This is a genomic window from Mycobacterium sp. ZZG (assembly GCF_054786995.1).
In genome coordinates, this window is record NZ_JBTBFV010000014.1 from 62,120 (window position 1) to 77,276 (window position 15,157).

Below are 15,157 nucleotides of genomic sequence, written 5' to 3' on the forward strand. Positions count from 1 at the left end.
GGCTACCTTATATTCGGGTCACCGAAAACTCCTACCCAGAGCGGCGATTTTGACTGATGAGCACCGGATTCTCGACCGAGCAGGGCGACAACCTCACGGACCTGGCGTACGGCTTCGTGCCGTTCCCCGAGGACAGAGCCGAGACCTACCGCAACGCCGGGTACTGGACGGGTCGGTCCCTGGACTCGATCCTGACCGACGCCGCGGCCTCGTGGCCCGACAAACCGGCGATCATCGACTCCGCCGAGAGCTATACGTTCGCCGAGCTCGACGCGATCGCCGACCGAGCCGCCGCCGGTTTGTCCGCTCTGGGCGTCCGTCCGGGCGACCGCGTGCTGCTGCAACTGCCGAATTCGTGCCAGTTCGCCGTCGCCCTGTTCGCCCTGTTGCGTGCCGGGGCGGTGCCGGTGATGTGCCTGACCGGCCATCGCACCGCCGAACTGGGTCACTTCGCGGAGGTCAGTGGCGCCGTCGCGATCATCGTCGGAGACCAGGCCGGCGGATTCGACTACCGGGGGATGGCCGCCGCCCTGGCCGCCGAACACCCGGCGTGGCGGCATGTGATCGTCGACGGCGCATCCGGACCGTTCGTCTCGTGGGCGGCGATCCGCGACCATGCCGGCCCACTGCTCGAGCGTCCGCGGATCGACCCCGGCCTGCCCGCGCTGCTGCTGGTCTCCGGCGGCACCACCGGCCTACCGAAACTCATCGCGCGCACCCACGACGACTACGTCTACAACGCCACCGCCTGCGCCCAGGCCTGCCAGATGAACGGGGACGACGCCTATCTGGTCGCGCTGCCCGCCGGACACAATTTTCCGCTGGCCTGCCCCGGCCTGCTCGGCTCGATGACGGTCGGCGCGCCGACGGTGTTTACCGCCGACCCCAGCCCCGAAAACGCGTTCGCGTTGATCGACAAGTACCGGATCACCGTCACCGGACTGGTCAACGCGCTGGCCAAGCTGTGGGCGCAGGCATGTGAGTGGGAGCCGGTACTGCCGAGTTCGCTGCGGTTCGTCCAGGTCGGCGGATCCCGCATGAGCCCGGAAGAGGCCCGATTCATCCTCGACCGGCTGACCCCTGGCATGTCGCAGATCTTCGGGATGGCCGAGGGGATGCTGAACTTCACCCGGCCCGGAGACCCGGAGGACGTCGTCGTCCACACCCAGGGCCGGCCGATGTCCCCACACGACGAGATGCGCGTCGTCGACGAGAACGGCGACGAGGTGGCACCCGGGGAGGAGGGCGAGCTACTGGTCCGCGGACCGTACACGCTCAACGGTTACTACCGGGCCGACGACGCCAACGCCCGCTCGTTCTCCCCGGACGGCTTCTACCGCACCGGCGACCGGGTTCGGATCTTCTCCGAGGGCGCACGCGCCGGGTACGTGGAGGTGACCGGCCGGGTCAAAGACGTGATCCACCGCGGTGGCGAGACAGTGTCGGCGACCGACCTCGAAGACCACCTGCACACCCACCCGGCGATCTACACGGCTGCCGCCGTGGCGCTCCCCGACGAGTATCTCGGCGAGAAGATCTGTGCGGCAGTGGTTTTCCTCGGTGCGCCGATCACGCTGGCCGAGCTGAACGCGTTTCTCGACGGGCGCGGTGCGTCCAAGCACGCACGCCCCGACGTGCTGACCCCGGTGCGATCGTTGCCGATGACGGCGGTGGGCAAGGTCGACAAGAAGCAGTTGGTCGCGCAGTTGACGTCCTGACACACACGTCGGCCCGGCATTTCTGGCCGTGCCAGGCCGCATCCGGCCGTGTCGTTCAGCGCGGGGCCCGCAGCGTCGCGTCCAAACTCGACATCAGCTGGGCGACGCGGCTCCTGCCGGCCGGCGCCGGAGGGTAACGACACAGGACGTCAATCAGCTCGGGCGTCGCACGCTGCCGCGCTCTCCGGATCGCGGAGATGGCAGCGTCAGGGTCGCCGCCGGCGTTGATCTCGGCTACCCGTGCGGCGTTCGCGGCGGCACGCAGAATGTGGCCCACCTGATGCGGTCGGGCGATGGGATGAAGATAGGCAGCGGATGCGGCGTCCCCTGCTGCCTGTGCGGCCAGGCGCGCCACCTCCTCGGATGCCTCCCGGCCCGCGCGGTGGGCTTCCAGCGAGGCGACGCGCTGCTGCTTCGTCCTGGGCGCGCCATGAACGAAGCGCCAGGCGGCAGCGATGGCGTTCCTCGGCCTGCAGTCGCGGGGATCGGCGTCCTCGAACATCGGCAGGAGCTCTTCGGCGGTCTCGGCGACGAAGCGAGCCACGCTACGCAATTCGCTCATCGACAGTTCGAAGTCGCCCGATGCCACGCCCGCGCCTTCCCCCACTTGCTACTTGTGACGTCCCGTCACCAGGACAATGCCACGTGGCGGTCCGTGGAACGGCTTTTCGTCGCCGATGATCACGGTTGCCGTAAGCGGCGCAAGAATCCTCCATGGATCTCTTTTTCGCACCCTGCCGGGACGTTTTTTGTCGGTGGTTCGCACTAGTGTTCGATATATGGAGCTGGTGTCCGAGGCAGTGGGGGCGATCGCTGAGCAGGTCGCCATCCTGTCGAAAGCCGCCGAGGAGCTGACCCATCGTGAGTTGGTCGGGCTGCTGGCCGAGCTGACCACGGTGCTGCGCACCGTGCCGGCCCTCGAGCACAAGGTGTTGGCCCGGTTGATCGACGAGACCGAACCCCACCGACTCGGGGAATCGTCGTGGAAGGGCGTGCTGACCACCGCGCTGCGGGTCAGTGGCGCCGAAGCGGGACGGCGGCTGCGACGGGCCAAAATGCTGGGGCCGCGGCGGGCGATGACGGGCCAGCCTCTTGCGCCGCTGTGGGAAGCCACCGCTGCCGCCCAGGCCCAGGGCCTGTTGGACGAAGAGCACATCACGGTGATCGCGAAGTTTCACCAGAAGCTACCCGCCTGGGTGGATGTGGACACCCGCGCCGCCGCCGATGCCCACCTGGCCGGCCTGGGCTCGGGTCTAGGCCCTGAGGAGCTCGATGCGGCCGCGGGGCGGTTGTTGATGATGATCGATCAGGACGGCCCCGAACCCACCGACGACGAGGTGGCCCGGAAACGGTGGGTGAGGATCGGCAAGCAGCAGCGTGACGGATTCAGCACAATCTCGGGCTACCTCGACGCCGAAACCCGCGCCTACCTGGAGGCCACCCTGGCCAAAGAAGCCGCCCCCGGGGCCAACATGCCCGACCCGCAGCCGGGCGAGGAGCCGGCCGAGGGGCCCGGCGAGGACGAGCCGGGCGGGGCCGGGGCGGGCCCGGAGACGGGTCGGGATACCCGCACCGAAGGGCAGCGCAATCACGACGGCCTCAAAGCCCTGCTGCGCCGCACCCTGGAATCCGGGACACTCGGCAGCCATAACGGGTTACCAGTGACCGTGATCGTCTCGACCAGCTTGCAGGAGCTGGAAAAGGGGGCCGGGGTGGCGGTCACCGGCGGCGGCTCGCTGCTGCCGATGCCCGATCTGATCCACATGGCCGCCCAGGCCCACCACTATCTGTACGTCTTTGACGAGCACACCGGTCAAAGCCTGTATCTGGGTCGGGCCAAACGGTTCGCCAACGCCGCCCAGCGGATCGTCCTGCACGGCCGTGATCGTGGCTGCACCCGGCCCGGCTGCACCGTGCCGGGGTACTGGTGTCAGGTCCACCACGCGGTCGCGGACTGGAAGAACGACGGCCAGACCGACATCGACGACCTCACCTTCGCCTGCGGGCCGCACAACCGGATGATCGAAACCACCGGCTGGACCACCACCAAAAACGCCGAGAACCAGACCGAATGGCACCCACCACCAGGGCTCGATACAGGCCGGCACCGCACGCAGCTGATCAATGGCTACCACCACCCCGAACGCCACCTACTCCCCGAAGACGACCAGGGACCGTAGCGCTCACCGAGGCAGGAGCCGAGCCTTGGTGCGACGGGATGATCTCGCTGCCGAAAGATCAGGCGACGTCGGCTTTTTCGGTGTGCGGCGCGAGCAGCTCGACGATCCGGTCGATCACAGCCGCTGCCGTCGGGTGCTCCCAGAGCAGTGTCGGAGGCAGCGACAGACCCGTGCGTTTCTCCAGCGCCCGCCGCAGCGCAACGGTCATGATCGAGTCGACACCGGCCTCCACCAACGGAACCCGTAGATCCACATCGGTGTCAGGCAGCCCGAGTTCAACGGCCACCGCTTCGACGACCTGCTCTGCCACCCACTCGCCCAGATCGGCTTCGCCGGGCCCGACCGGTACGGCATCACGTGTTTCCGCGACCCCGGTCGGTGCGACATCGGCCAGGATCGGCACCGCGGCGGCCTCGGGAAGCAGGGGTAGCACAACCACATTCGGGTCGTCGCCCCGCATGGCCGAATCCAGCGCCCGCATCGCGTCGTCGGCGCCGACAGTCCCCATACCGAGCGCTTCGAGCTGTGCTGCGACGAATCCCGACGTCGATCCCATACCCAGACCGCGCCACGCCGTCCACGCGACGCTGACCGTGTTGTCCCCGAGGCTGCGGCGATGTCTGGCCATAGCGTCCAGGAACGCGTTGGCGCACGCATACGCACCCTGCCCGGGGAAGCCGGCCAGGTAGCCGCACGACGAGTACAGCACCATCCAGTCCAACTGCTCGGGCGGGAACAACTCGTGCAACGCCAGAGTGCCCGACACCTTCGGGCGCATCGCGGTCCGCAAATCATCTGCAGACGTATTCAGCAGCAGCGCACCGGCTTCCACACCGGCCGCATGGACCACGCCCCGTACGGGCGGCAGGTCGGCCAGCACCGCACGCAGCTGATCGACGGCGCCCGAAGCCCCGATGTCGATCGAGGCGACGTGCACGGACACGCCGCGCTCCTCCAGCGCGGACACCGCGCGAACCGCTTCCGTCGGCGTCTTGGCCCACATTCTGCGATGCGGCATCCCTGAGCGCGACAACAACACCAGCCGGCGTGCGCCGAGGTCGGCGAGGCGTTGCGCGACCCGCAGCCCCAACGCCCCGGTGCCGCCGGTCACCAGATATGTTCCGCCGGGCGTGCACGTCATCGGCGCTCCGCCGGGCATGGACGTCTTCGGTGCACCGTTGGCCCGCGCATGCGTCAGTCGGGCGGTCAACGCGACACCATCGCGGACCACCACGACGCCGTGGCCGGGCAGCGACGCCAGCACACCGAGCGGCACCTTCCCGTCGGCGAGGTCGAGTACGCCGCCCCACAGATGCGGATGTTCGGCCGCGGCAACGCGCGACATGCCCCACAACGGTGCGTGCACCAGGTTGGTACCCTCGTGCACGTTTCGGGTGAGAACCCACAGACGCGCCTGAGAACCGTTGCCGTTGAGTCGTTTCACGGTGTCGAGCACCTGCTCGGCCGCAGCCTCCGGCGAATCTGCTCGCGGCAGCAGCAGCACCACCGAGCGCGGGCCGGCGTCGCCGGGCACCTGCTCGACGCTGTCGTAGACGCGATGCGCAACCCCGGCGTCATTGAGGGACCGCAGCACCGCGTCGCATTCGGAGCCCACGACGGCGACCTCAGCCGGTCGGTCGCCGACGTCGAACGCGGTTTCGTGCCATGCGATGTGGTGCAGCATCCGGGACGTGTCCGCACCCCCGGCGTTTTCCAGCTCCTCGAACGTCATCGCCGTCAGCGACGCACGCACCGCTCCCGACTCGTCGGCGATCGCGACGTCGGTCGTGGTGCCCTCCCGTCGACGCACATGCAGCAGGGCCACGGCCGGTGGCTCGCCACAGACGTGGACGCGGTCGATGCGTGCCGGCATCCGCAGCCGGGGCGGGCCGTCGAATACCGTGGATGCCGCCGACGTCGCCGCGTCCAGCAGCGCAGCCCAGGAACGCGGCGCCGAGCCGTCTGAGGTGGCGCTCACACGCACGAGCAGTTCGCCTGCACCACAGCGCATCTCGTGCACCTGCCAGTCGAAGCCCATCGCCGCCACACCGAGTGTCCCGAGCGTGTCGACGACGTGGCCGGGCGGCAGCTGCTCGGAACAGCGGTCCCAGGTGGCGGTGTGGATGCCGCCGCTCATCAACTCGTTGAGCTCGCCGGCGAAGTCCTCGTCGGTCGCCACGACGGCGCTGCTGTGGGTGAGCCATCCGGACTCGTCGCCGCTGTCGTCGTCGGTGAGTCGCGAGGAGATCCGCAGCGAGCGGTCCTGGAGCACCACCTGGATGTCGCGGGCCCGCCCCGGCGGCACGGGGGTGCGCAGCCGCACGTCGGTGAGGCCCGATCCCGCCGCGGTCAGGAAGGTGTTCAACAGCACGGCGGCGGGGATGATCTCGGTGTTCTGTACCGGATGGTCACCGGGGTAGGGCCGGTTGTCCATGTCGAGCCGGGTCTGCCACACCCGAGCAGGCACCTCCCCGGTCACGTCGACGGCGCCGCCGAGCAGCGTGTGGGACGCGGGATCGTGCAGCGCCCGGGTATTGGGCGGCGGAGTCGGAGTGCGCCAGAACCGGCGGTGCTGCCACTGCGTGCCCGGAAGGTCGGCCCACCGCATGGCCGGCGTGAACCCGTGCGCGATCGGTGCTCCGTGGCAGTACAGCGCGCCGACCGCGGCGCCGACGGCCTGCCGCTCGGGGTGATCACGCCGCATCATCGGCACCACGGCGTGGTCGTCCATGCCCAGGCTGGTCAGTGTCTCGACGATCGAGTGGGCGACCACCGGATGGGCCGACACCTCGAGGAACAGACGGTGCCCGTCCTGGCCGGCCGCCTGCACGGCTTCTGCGAAGCGCACCCGCCCGCGCAGGTTGGCCACCCAATAATCCGGATCACGCGCCGCATCCGAGCGGGGGTCCGGCAGCGCCGTCGTGTACAGCGGCACCCGGGCCCGGTCCGGCTCGGGCAGCGTCGCGACCAGTCGCGCGAGCTCACCGGTGAGAGCGTCCATCGCCGGGCTGTGGAACGCCACGTCGGTGTTGACTCGGCGCACCGTCATCCCTTCGGCCGTCCACGCCTCGACGATCTCGTCCACCGCGGCCACCGTCCCGGAGATCACGGTGGTCTCCGTCGACGCGCTGATCGCCGCAACCACATCGGTGCGTCTCGCCAGCCGGCGGTCGGCTTCACCGAAAGGCAAGCGCACCAACGCCATTGCGCCCTGCCCCGCGACCGCCCGGAATCCCCGGGCGCGGTAGCACGCGATCGACGCGCCGTGTGCCAGGCCGAACACCCCGGCGACGACACACGCCGCCACCTCACCCACCGAATGGCCGATCACCGCGGCCGGTTCGACCCCGCGCTTGCGCAGCAGCGCCGCGAGCCCGACCTGCATCGCGAACGTGAGCGCCTGCACCCGCGCGGTGTCCCCCAGCACTCCGGTGGTCAGCGCCTCGCGCGCGGAGAAGCCGAGTTCCCGGCCGAACACCCGGTCGACCTCGTCGACTGTCGCTGCGAAAACCGGTTCGGTGGCGATCAACTCGCGGCCCATGCCGGCCCAGTGCGATCCGTGCCCGGAGAACACCCACACCGCACCGTCCTGCGCATTGGGCACGACCGATCCCGTCACGACCCGCGGATCCCGCTGCTGGGCGGCCAGCGCATCCAGTGCGTCGACGGGCGCGTGCACGTCCTCGGTGAGCACCGCAGCCCTGACTTGTTCGTGGGCTCGACGGGTCCACAACGTGGCGGCCACTTCGTCGGTCGGGATCTGCGCGGTGCGCAGGTGCTCTGCCAGGGCTCCTGCCTGGGCGTGCAGACGCGGCTCCGAGCGCGCTGACAGCGGGATGAACTCCGCTGTGCCGCCGCTGGTTTCGCCGTCGGCAGCGGCGGGCGCCTCTTCGAGCAGGACGTGTGCGATGGTGCCGCCATAGCCGTAGCTGCACACCGCGGCGCGCCGCGGCTCGGGCCCCCGTGGCCACGGTTCGGCTTCGATGGGCACCCGCAATCCGCTGCTGCCCCAGTCGACGGCGGTGGTGAGCGTACGGACCCCTGCGGTGGGCGGCAGTTCTTCGTGGTGCAGCGCCAGCGTCGCCTTGATCAACCCGACGACGCCGGCCCCGCCCTCGAGGTGTCCGGTGTTGGGTTTGACCGAACCGATTGCGCATGGACGCTCACCCCGGCCTCGGCCGTAGACGGCCGACAGTGCCGAGATCTCGACGGGATCGCCGGTGGGCGTGCCGGTCCCGTGCGCCTCCAGGTAGTCGACACTGGCGGGGTCGATGCCGGCGGCGCGGCAGGCGAGCCGGAACAGGTCCGCCTGGGCCTGCCCGTTGGGCGACATGATGCCGACGGTCCTGCCGTCCTGGGCGACCGCGCCGCCGCGCACCACCGCGAGCACCCGGTCGCCGTCGCGGACGGCGTCGGACAGTCGCTTGAGCACGACCACCGCGGCGCCCTCGCCGCGGCCGTAACCGTCGGCGGAGTAGTCGAAGGTCTTGCAGCGTCCGTCGGGTGCGGTGGCGCCGGCGACGTCGAGCACCCGCGTCAGGCCGGGACCGATGAGGGCGCTCACCCCACCGGCGAGCGCCAGCGAGGTCTCCCCGTCGCGCAGTAGCTGGCAGGCCTGATGCACCGCCACCAGCGACGCCGCGCACGCCGCATCGAGCGCGACGCTGGGCCCGCGCAGATCCAGCAGATGGGACACCCGGTTGGCCACCCCGCACAGCGATGTGCCGATCCCGGTCCACGCCTCGATACCGGCGATGTCTTCCATCAGCAGCTTGCCGTAGTCGTCGGAGTTGACACCCATCAGCACCGCGGTGTCGCTGCCCGCCAGCGAACGCGGTGGGATGCCGGCATGTTCGAGCGCCTCCCATGACACCTCGAGGGCCAGACGTTGCTGCGGATCCATCAGCTCGGCTTCGCGCGGCGAGACGCCGAAAAACTCGGCGTCGAAGCCGGGGAGGTCGTCGAGGAAGGTCCCCCATCGCGTGGTCTCCCTCAGCAGCGCGGCGTTGCGCGGGTCGCGGTGCAGATAGGGCTCCCAGCGTTCGGCAGGCACCTCGGTGACCTTGCTGCCTCCTGCGAGCAGGAACGACCAGAAGTCCCGCGCCGTGGTGATGTCACCCGCAAGCCGGCAGCCGATGCCGACCACGGCGATCGGCGCGGGTGCAGCGGTCCCGTTCGGCGCCGCGGCCGGACTGGGGGCATAGGTGTGGGTAGCCTGCCCTAACCCTGGCGTCGACATGCCGGACATCCTGGCACAGCAGGTTTGCTCCCAGGGAGGTACCCGGACGTTTCGAGGCGATTCCCGGGGCGGGCTCGATCACCGATGCGGTGGTGGCTGCGCTCCCGGGTCCTCGGGATCGACCTCGACCGCGTACGACGTGATCGTCGTGATCTGCTCGCCGGCGAACTCGTAAACCGCGCAGCTGGCCACCGCGGTCACGCCGTCGGGCCTCACGTAGCGGGCGATGGTGTCGACGGCGACGACGTCACCACCGGCGGCCGTGACGCGGCGGTCGAACTCCACCGCCGTGCCCTTCAGGCTCTCCAGGGTGTCCTGGCAGGTGCGCCGGACCGCGTCGGCGCCTTCGAGCACCATGCCGCCGACGATCGTCCACCTGACGTCCCGGGCCAGGTGCTTGAGCGCGTGCTCGAAACGGTGCTCGGAGAACGCACGGGCCACCGCGGCGGAGTCGAAAGCCATGCGCACGACCGTAGCGGCCCGGGCAGTCGGCACGGTATGACTGGAGCTATGAAACTGTCCGGCGTCGGCCTGTGGAGTTCGCAACTGCGGTACGGAAATCCGGACGAGGCGGCCGAAGCCGCCGCCGAGCTCGACGAGCTCGGTTTCACGGCCCTGTGGATCCCCGACGTCGGTGGACCGGTGTTCGACTCGGTGGAGAATCTGCTGTCGGCCACCCAGAAGACGGTCATCGCCACCGGCATCCTGAACCTCTGGATGCACGAACCCGCCGAGGTCGCGGACCGCTACGCCACGCTCACCGAGGCCCACGGCGAGCGGTTCCTGCTCGGCATCGGTGTCAGCCACGCACCGCTGATCGACTCGAAAGAGCCGGGCCGGTACCGCAAGCCGCTGGCCGCCACCAAGGCCTTCCTCGACGGCATCGACGCCTCGCCGCGGCCGGTGCCGACGGCCAACCGGGTGCTGGCCGCGCTCGGCCCGAAGATGCTGCAGCTCTCTGCGACGCGTGCCGGCGGCGCGCACCCCTACCTGACCACGCCCGAGCACACCCGGCAGGCCCGCGGGGTGCTGGGCGCCGGGCCGATGCTGTTGCCCGAGCAGACCGTGATGCTGACCGAGGACCGCGACCAGGCCCGCGAGGTGGGCACCCAGTGGCTCACGTCGTACCTGGCGCTGCCGAACTACGCGAACAACCTGCTGCGGCTCGGCTTCACCGAGGAGGACCTGACCTCGGTGAGTGACCGGGTGTTCGACGCGCTGATCGCCTGGGGTGACGAGGACGCGGTGCGCCGGCGGGTGCGGGAGCATATGGATGCCGGCGCCGACCACGTCTGCGTGCAGGTGCTGACCGCGGATCCGCGGGAGTTCCCGCGCGAGCAGTGGCGCAGGCTCGCCGACGCGCTGCTGTAGTCAGCTCAGCAGGTCCCGCACCACCGCATCGGCCAGCAGCCGTCCCCGGTCGGTGAGCACCAGCGCCTCCCCGTCGGCGCGCAGCAACCCGTCCGCGACGGCGCGTTCGGCGCGGTCGCGTTCCTCGGCAGACAGCACGTGCACCGGCAGACCGGTGCGCAACCGCGCCCGCAGCATCACGTCCTCGACGTGCGAGGTGTCCGTGTCCAAGCGCTCGAAGTCCGCGACCGGCAGGCCGCCGTCGTCGAGCACGGCCGCATAAGCGTTGGGGTGCTTGACGTTCCACCATCTGGTGGAGTCGACGTAGCCGTGCGCGCCGGGGCCGGCACCCCACCACTGGCCGCCGGCCCAGTAGCCGATGTTGTGCCTGCACTCCCCGCCCGGGCGGCTCCAGTTCGACACCTCGTACCAGTCGAAACCGGCGTCGGCCAGCCGCCGGTCGAGTAGTTCGTAGCGGCGGGCAAGCACGTCGTCGTCGGGGGCCGGGAGTTCACCGCGACGCACCCGGCGGGCCAGCGCGGTGCCGTCCTCGACGATCAGCGAATAGGCCGACACGTGGTCGACGCCGGCCTGGACCGCCGCGTCGACCGAGTGCAGCAGGTCGTCGTCGGTCTCCCCCGGCGTGCCGTAGATCAGATCCAGGTTGACGTGGTCGAAACCCGCCTCGCGGGCCTCCCGGGCGGCGTCGAGCGCACGGCCCGGGGAATGCACCCGGTCAAGCGCGGCCAGGACGTGCGGCGCGGTGGACTGCATGCCCAGCGAGATGCGCGTGTAGCCGGCGCGGCGCAGGCCGGCGAAGAACGCCGGCGACGTGGACTCCGGGTTCGACTCGGTGGTGACCTCGGCCCCGGACGCCAGCGTGAACTGGTCGCGCACCGCGTCGAGCACGGCGCTCAGTCCCGCCGCACCGAGCAGCGACGGCGTTCCGCCGCCGACGAACACCGTCTGCACGTCCGGCGGGTGCCCGAGGTGCGCAGCAGCCAGGCGCAGCTCGGTGCGCAGCGCGGCCAGCCAACCGTCGGGGTTGGCGCCGCCCAGTTCAGCCGGGGTGTAGGTGTTGAAGTCGCAGTATCCGCAACGCGCCGCGCAGAACGGCACATGGATGTACAACCCGAACGGGCGGCCCGGTACCGCCGTCATCTCAGGCAGCAGGGGCCGCTGCGCGGTGTCGGAAAGCGGTGTCACCTGCCCAGTCTTCCAGAGCGGGGTTTCGCTCAGCCTGAGCGCAAATATCGGCCGGTTAGGGTCGGTGTGGGTGTCCGTGGCACAATGGCCGACGTGACTGCCCACAGCTTCCCCCGCCGGGTCTCGCTGGTGGTGCGCCGTCATGTCGACTTCAAGCGCGTGTGCACCTGTTGTTGTCTGCCCTAGCTTGCGGATTCTGTAGGACCCAGCCCTAACCAACATCAGCTGGCCGACGGATCTGCGCCGCCGGACAGCCACCGGACTGACGCGCGATCTGAACGCCGGCTCCGACCAGGAGCCCGATCCATGACCACGACAAATGAAGCCGGCTCGCCGGCGGCAGCCACCAAACCCGCCAAGCCCGCCAAGCGACCGCGCGGCGAAGGCCAGTGGGCGCTCGGCTACCGCGAGCCGCTCAATCCCAACGAGCAGTCCAAGAAGGACGACAACCCGCTCAACGTGCGGGCGCGCATCGAGAACATCTACGCCAAGAACGGCTTCGAGAGCATCGACAAAGGTGACCTGCGCGGCCGGTTCCGCTGGTGGGGCCTCTACACCCAGCGCAAGCCGGGGTACGACGGCACCTGGACCGGCGACGAGAACACCGACATGCTTGAGGACTCGTACTTCATGCTGCGGGTCCGCAGCGACGGCGGCGCGCTGACGGCCAAGGCGCTGCGCACCCTTGGCGAGATCTCCACCGAGTTCGCCCGGGACACCGCCGACATCTCTGACCGGCAGAACATCCAGTACCACTGGATCCAGGTGGAGAACATGCCGGAGATCTGGCGGCGGCTCGACGAGGTCGGGCTGCAGACCACCGAGGCGTGCGGCGACTGCCCGCGCGTGGTGCTCGGCTCGCCGCTGGCGGGTGAGTCGCTCGACGAGGTGATCGACGGCACGCCGGCGGTCAACGAGATCGTCAAGCGCTACATCGGCAAGCCGGAGTACTCCAACCTGCCGCGTAAGTTCAAGACCGCGATCTCGGGCCTGCAGGACGTCGTGCACGAGGTCAACGACGTCGCGTTCATCGGCGTCAACCACCCTGAGCACGGTCCGGGCTTCGACCTGTGGGTCGGCGGCGGGCTGTCGACCAACCCGATGCTGGGCCAGCGGGTCGGGGTGTGGGTGCCGCTCGACGAGGTGCCCGACGTGTGGGAGGGCGTGGTCAGCGTCTTCCGCGACTACGGCTACCGGCGGCTGCGCTCCAAGGCCCGGCTGAAGTTCCTGATCAAGGACTGGGGCGTGCAGAAGTTCCGCGAGGTCCTGGAGACCGAGTACCTGAAGCGCCCGCTGATCGACGGGCCCGCTCCCGATCCGGTCACCCGGCCCATCGATCACGTCGGTGTGCAGAAGCTCAAGAACGGCCTGAATGCTGTCGGCGTCGCGCCGATCGCCGGCCGCGTCTCGGGCACCATCCTGACCAGGGTGGCCGACCTCGCCGAGGCGGCGGGCAGCGACCGGATCCGGTTCACGCCGTACCAGAAGCTGATCATTCTCGACGTTCCCGACGACAAACTGGACGAGCTGCGCGCCGGGCTGGACGCGTTGGGCCTGCCGTCGAGCCCGTCGCACTGGCGGCGCAACCTGATGGCGTGCACCGGCATCGAGTTCTGCAAGCTGAGCTTCGCCGAGACCCGCAGCCGCTCCCAGGTGCTGGTGCCCGAGCTGGAGAAGCGTCTGGAGGACATCAACGCCCAGCTCGACGTGCCGGTCACCATCAACATCAACGGCTGCCCCAACTCCTGCGCCCGCATCCAGATCGCCGACATCGGCTTCAAGGGCCAGATGGTTGACGACGGAAACGGCCCTGAGGAGGGCTTCCAGGTGCACTTGGGCGGCAGCCTGGGCCTGGACAGCGGTTTCGGCCGCAAGCTGCGCCAGCACAAGGTGCTCGCGACCGAGCTCGGTGACTACATCGAGCGTGTCGTGCGCAACTTCGTGAAACAACGCGAGGACGGCGAGCGTTTCGCGACGTGGGCGCTTCGCGCCGACGATGCGGATTTGAGGTGATGTGAGGTGACCGACCTGTTGACCGAAACCGATCTGCAGCAGCTGGCCGAGCGCGGTGCCGCTGAGCTCGGGCCGGACGCCACCGCCGAGGAACTGCTGCGCTGGACCGACGAGCACTTCGGATCCGCCGGCGGGGCGGCCGGTCGATCCGGCTACATCGTCGCCTCCAACATGCAGGACGCGGTGCTCGTCGATCTCGCGTCCAAGGTGCGTCCCGGGGTCGATGTGCTGTTCCTCGACACGGGCTACCACTTCGTCGAGACCATCGGCACCCGCGATGCCGTCGAGGCGGTCTACGACGTCAACGTCGTCAACGTGCGCCCCGAGCGCACGGTCGTCGAGCAGGACGCGGTGCTGGGCAAGAACCTGTTCGAGCGCAACGCCAACGAGTGCTGCCGGCTGCGCAAGGTGGAACCGCTGTCCAAGGCGCTGCAGGGCTACTCGGCGTGGGTGACCGGCATCCGCCGAGTGGAGGCGCCGACCCGCGCGAACGCGCCGCTGATCAGCTGGGACAAGGCGTTCGGCCTGGTGAAGATCAACCCGCTGGCGGCGTGGACCGACGAGGACATGCAGGCCTACATCGACGCCCACGGCATTCTGGTCAATCCGCTGGTCGACGAGGGATACCCGTCGATCGGCTGTGCGCCGTGCACCAACAAGCCGGTCGAGGGTGCCGATCCGCGCAGCGGTCGCTGGGCGGGCCAGTCCAAGACGGAATGCGGACTGCACGCATCGTGAGGTTCCGGTGACGCTGGTCCTGACCGCGCACGGCAGTGCCGACCCCCGGTCGGCGGTGACGGCGCGCGCGATCGTCGAATGCGTGCGGTGGCTGCGTCCGGGCCTGGATGCCCGAATCGCGTTCTGCGAGCAGAACTCTCCGAATCTGCGTGACGTGCTGTGCACGCTGCGCCGGCCCTCGGTTGTGGTGCCGCTGTTGCTGGCCGACGCGTACCACGCCCGGGTGGACATCCCCGAGATGATCGCGGACTCGGGCGCGAACGTCTGTCAGGCCGACGTGCTCGGCGAGGATGACCGACTGATTCACGTGCTGCGGCAGCGCCTGGAGCACGCGGGGATCTCGCGGCTGGATCCGAGCGTCGGGGTGCTGGTGACCGCGGTCGGTTCGTCCCGCGCGCAGGCCAATGCCCGCACCGCGACGGTGGCACGTGAGCTGACGCTGACCACCCGGTGGACCGCGACGACGGCGTTCGCCACCGGCCCGCAACCCACTCTCGCCGAGGCGGCCGACGAGTTGCGCCGCCGTGGCGCCACCCGGCTGGTCATCGCGCCGTGGTTTCTCGCGCACGGCCGGATCACCGACCGGGTCGCCGAATTCGCTGCGGCTCAGGGCATCCCGATGTCGGCGCCGCTTGGCGCGCACCGGCAGGTCGCCGCGACGGTGCTGGACCGTTTCGACGCGGCTCTCGCGGTGCACGCGGCCGCCTGACTCA

At 69.7% G+C, this 15,157-nt stretch carries 10 protein-coding genes; 6 read left to right on the plus strand and 4 right to left on the minus strand.

Features of this window, described 5'->3' with window-relative positions; all coding sequences use genetic code 11:
• Nucleotides 1-56: 56 nt before the first annotated feature.
• Nucleotides 57-1,718, plus strand: a complete 1,662-nt coding sequence (locus tag ACXMYJ_RS10910) for a (2,3-dihydroxybenzoyl)adenylate synthase (protein ID WP_460356044.1) — start codon at nt 57-59, stop codon at nt 1,716-1,718.
• A gap of 55 nt (nt 1,719-1,773) precedes the next feature.
• Here the strand turns inward: ACXMYJ_RS10910 and ACXMYJ_RS10915 are convergent, their stop codons facing one another.
• Nucleotides 1,774-2,280 carry a putative immunity protein gene (locus ACXMYJ_RS10915; protein WP_260758185.1) on the minus strand — a complete coding sequence of 169 codons (507 nt, stop codon included), beginning with the start codon at nt 2,278-2,280 and terminating at the stop codon, nt 1,774-1,776.
• Between the two features lie 217 nt (nt 2,281-2,497).
• Between ACXMYJ_RS10915 and ACXMYJ_RS10920 the strand changes: the two genes are divergently transcribed.
• Nucleotides 2,498-3,898, plus strand: coding sequence for an HNH endonuclease signature motif containing protein (locus tag ACXMYJ_RS10920; RefSeq protein ID WP_460356046.1), 1,401 nt, complete (start codon nt 2,498-2,500; stop codon nt 3,896-3,898).
• Between the two features lie 58 nt (nt 3,899-3,956).
• Here ACXMYJ_RS10920 and ACXMYJ_RS10925 read toward each other — a convergent pair whose 3' ends face one another.
• Together ACXMYJ_RS10925 and ACXMYJ_RS10930 are read right to left on the minus strand one after the other, a co-directional pair.
• Entirely contained in the window at nt 3,957-9,137 is a 5,181-nt protein-coding gene (locus ACXMYJ_RS10925) for a type I polyketide synthase (RefSeq protein ID WP_460356048.1), read from the minus strand.
• A gap of 78 nt (nt 9,138-9,215) precedes the next feature.
• Complete coding sequence (locus ACXMYJ_RS10930) at nt 9,216-9,599, minus strand: nuclear transport factor 2 family protein (RefSeq protein ID WP_443187933.1); 384 nt, start codon at nt 9,597-9,599, stop codon at nt 9,216-9,218.
• 48 nt (nt 9,600-9,647) lie between these two features.
• Between ACXMYJ_RS10930 and ACXMYJ_RS10935 the strand changes: the two genes are divergently transcribed.
• Nucleotides 9,648-10,508, plus strand: a complete 861-nt coding sequence (locus ACXMYJ_RS10935; RefSeq protein WP_260754147.1) for an LLM class F420-dependent oxidoreductase — start codon at nt 9,648-9,650, stop codon at nt 10,506-10,508.
• Here the strand turns inward: ACXMYJ_RS10935 and hemW are convergent, their stop codons facing one another.
• Nucleotides 10,509-11,648 carry a radical SAM family heme chaperone HemW gene (gene hemW, locus ACXMYJ_RS10940; protein ID WP_443187960.1) on the minus strand — a complete coding sequence of 380 codons (1,140 nt, stop codon included), beginning with the start codon at nt 11,646-11,648 and terminating at the stop codon, nt 10,509-10,511.
• Nucleotides 11,649-11,999: 351 nt separating this feature from the next.
• Here hemW and ACXMYJ_RS10945 point away from each other — a divergent pair, with 351 nt between their 5' ends.
• Genes ACXMYJ_RS10945 through ACXMYJ_RS10955 form a run of 3 tightly spaced genes read left to right on the plus strand, consistent with a single transcriptional unit; the run spans nt 12,000 to nt 15,153 of the window.
• Complete coding sequence (locus ACXMYJ_RS10945) at nt 12,000-13,706, plus strand: nitrite/sulfite reductase (protein WP_260754148.1); 1,707 nt, start codon at nt 12,000-12,002, stop codon at nt 13,704-13,706.
• 6 nt (nt 13,707-13,712) lie between these two features.
• Complete coding sequence (locus ACXMYJ_RS10950; RefSeq protein WP_260754149.1) at nt 13,713-14,444, plus strand: phosphoadenylyl-sulfate reductase; 732 nt, start codon at nt 13,713-13,715, stop codon at nt 14,442-14,444.
• A 7-nt stretch (nt 14,445-14,451) separates the two neighbouring features.
• Nucleotides 14,452-15,153: a sirohydrochlorin chelatase gene (locus ACXMYJ_RS10955; RefSeq protein ID WP_260754150.1), complete on the plus strand. Its 702-nt coding sequence runs from the start codon at nt 14,452-14,454 to the stop codon at nt 15,151-15,153.
• Nucleotides 15,154-15,157: the final 4 nt, after the last annotated feature.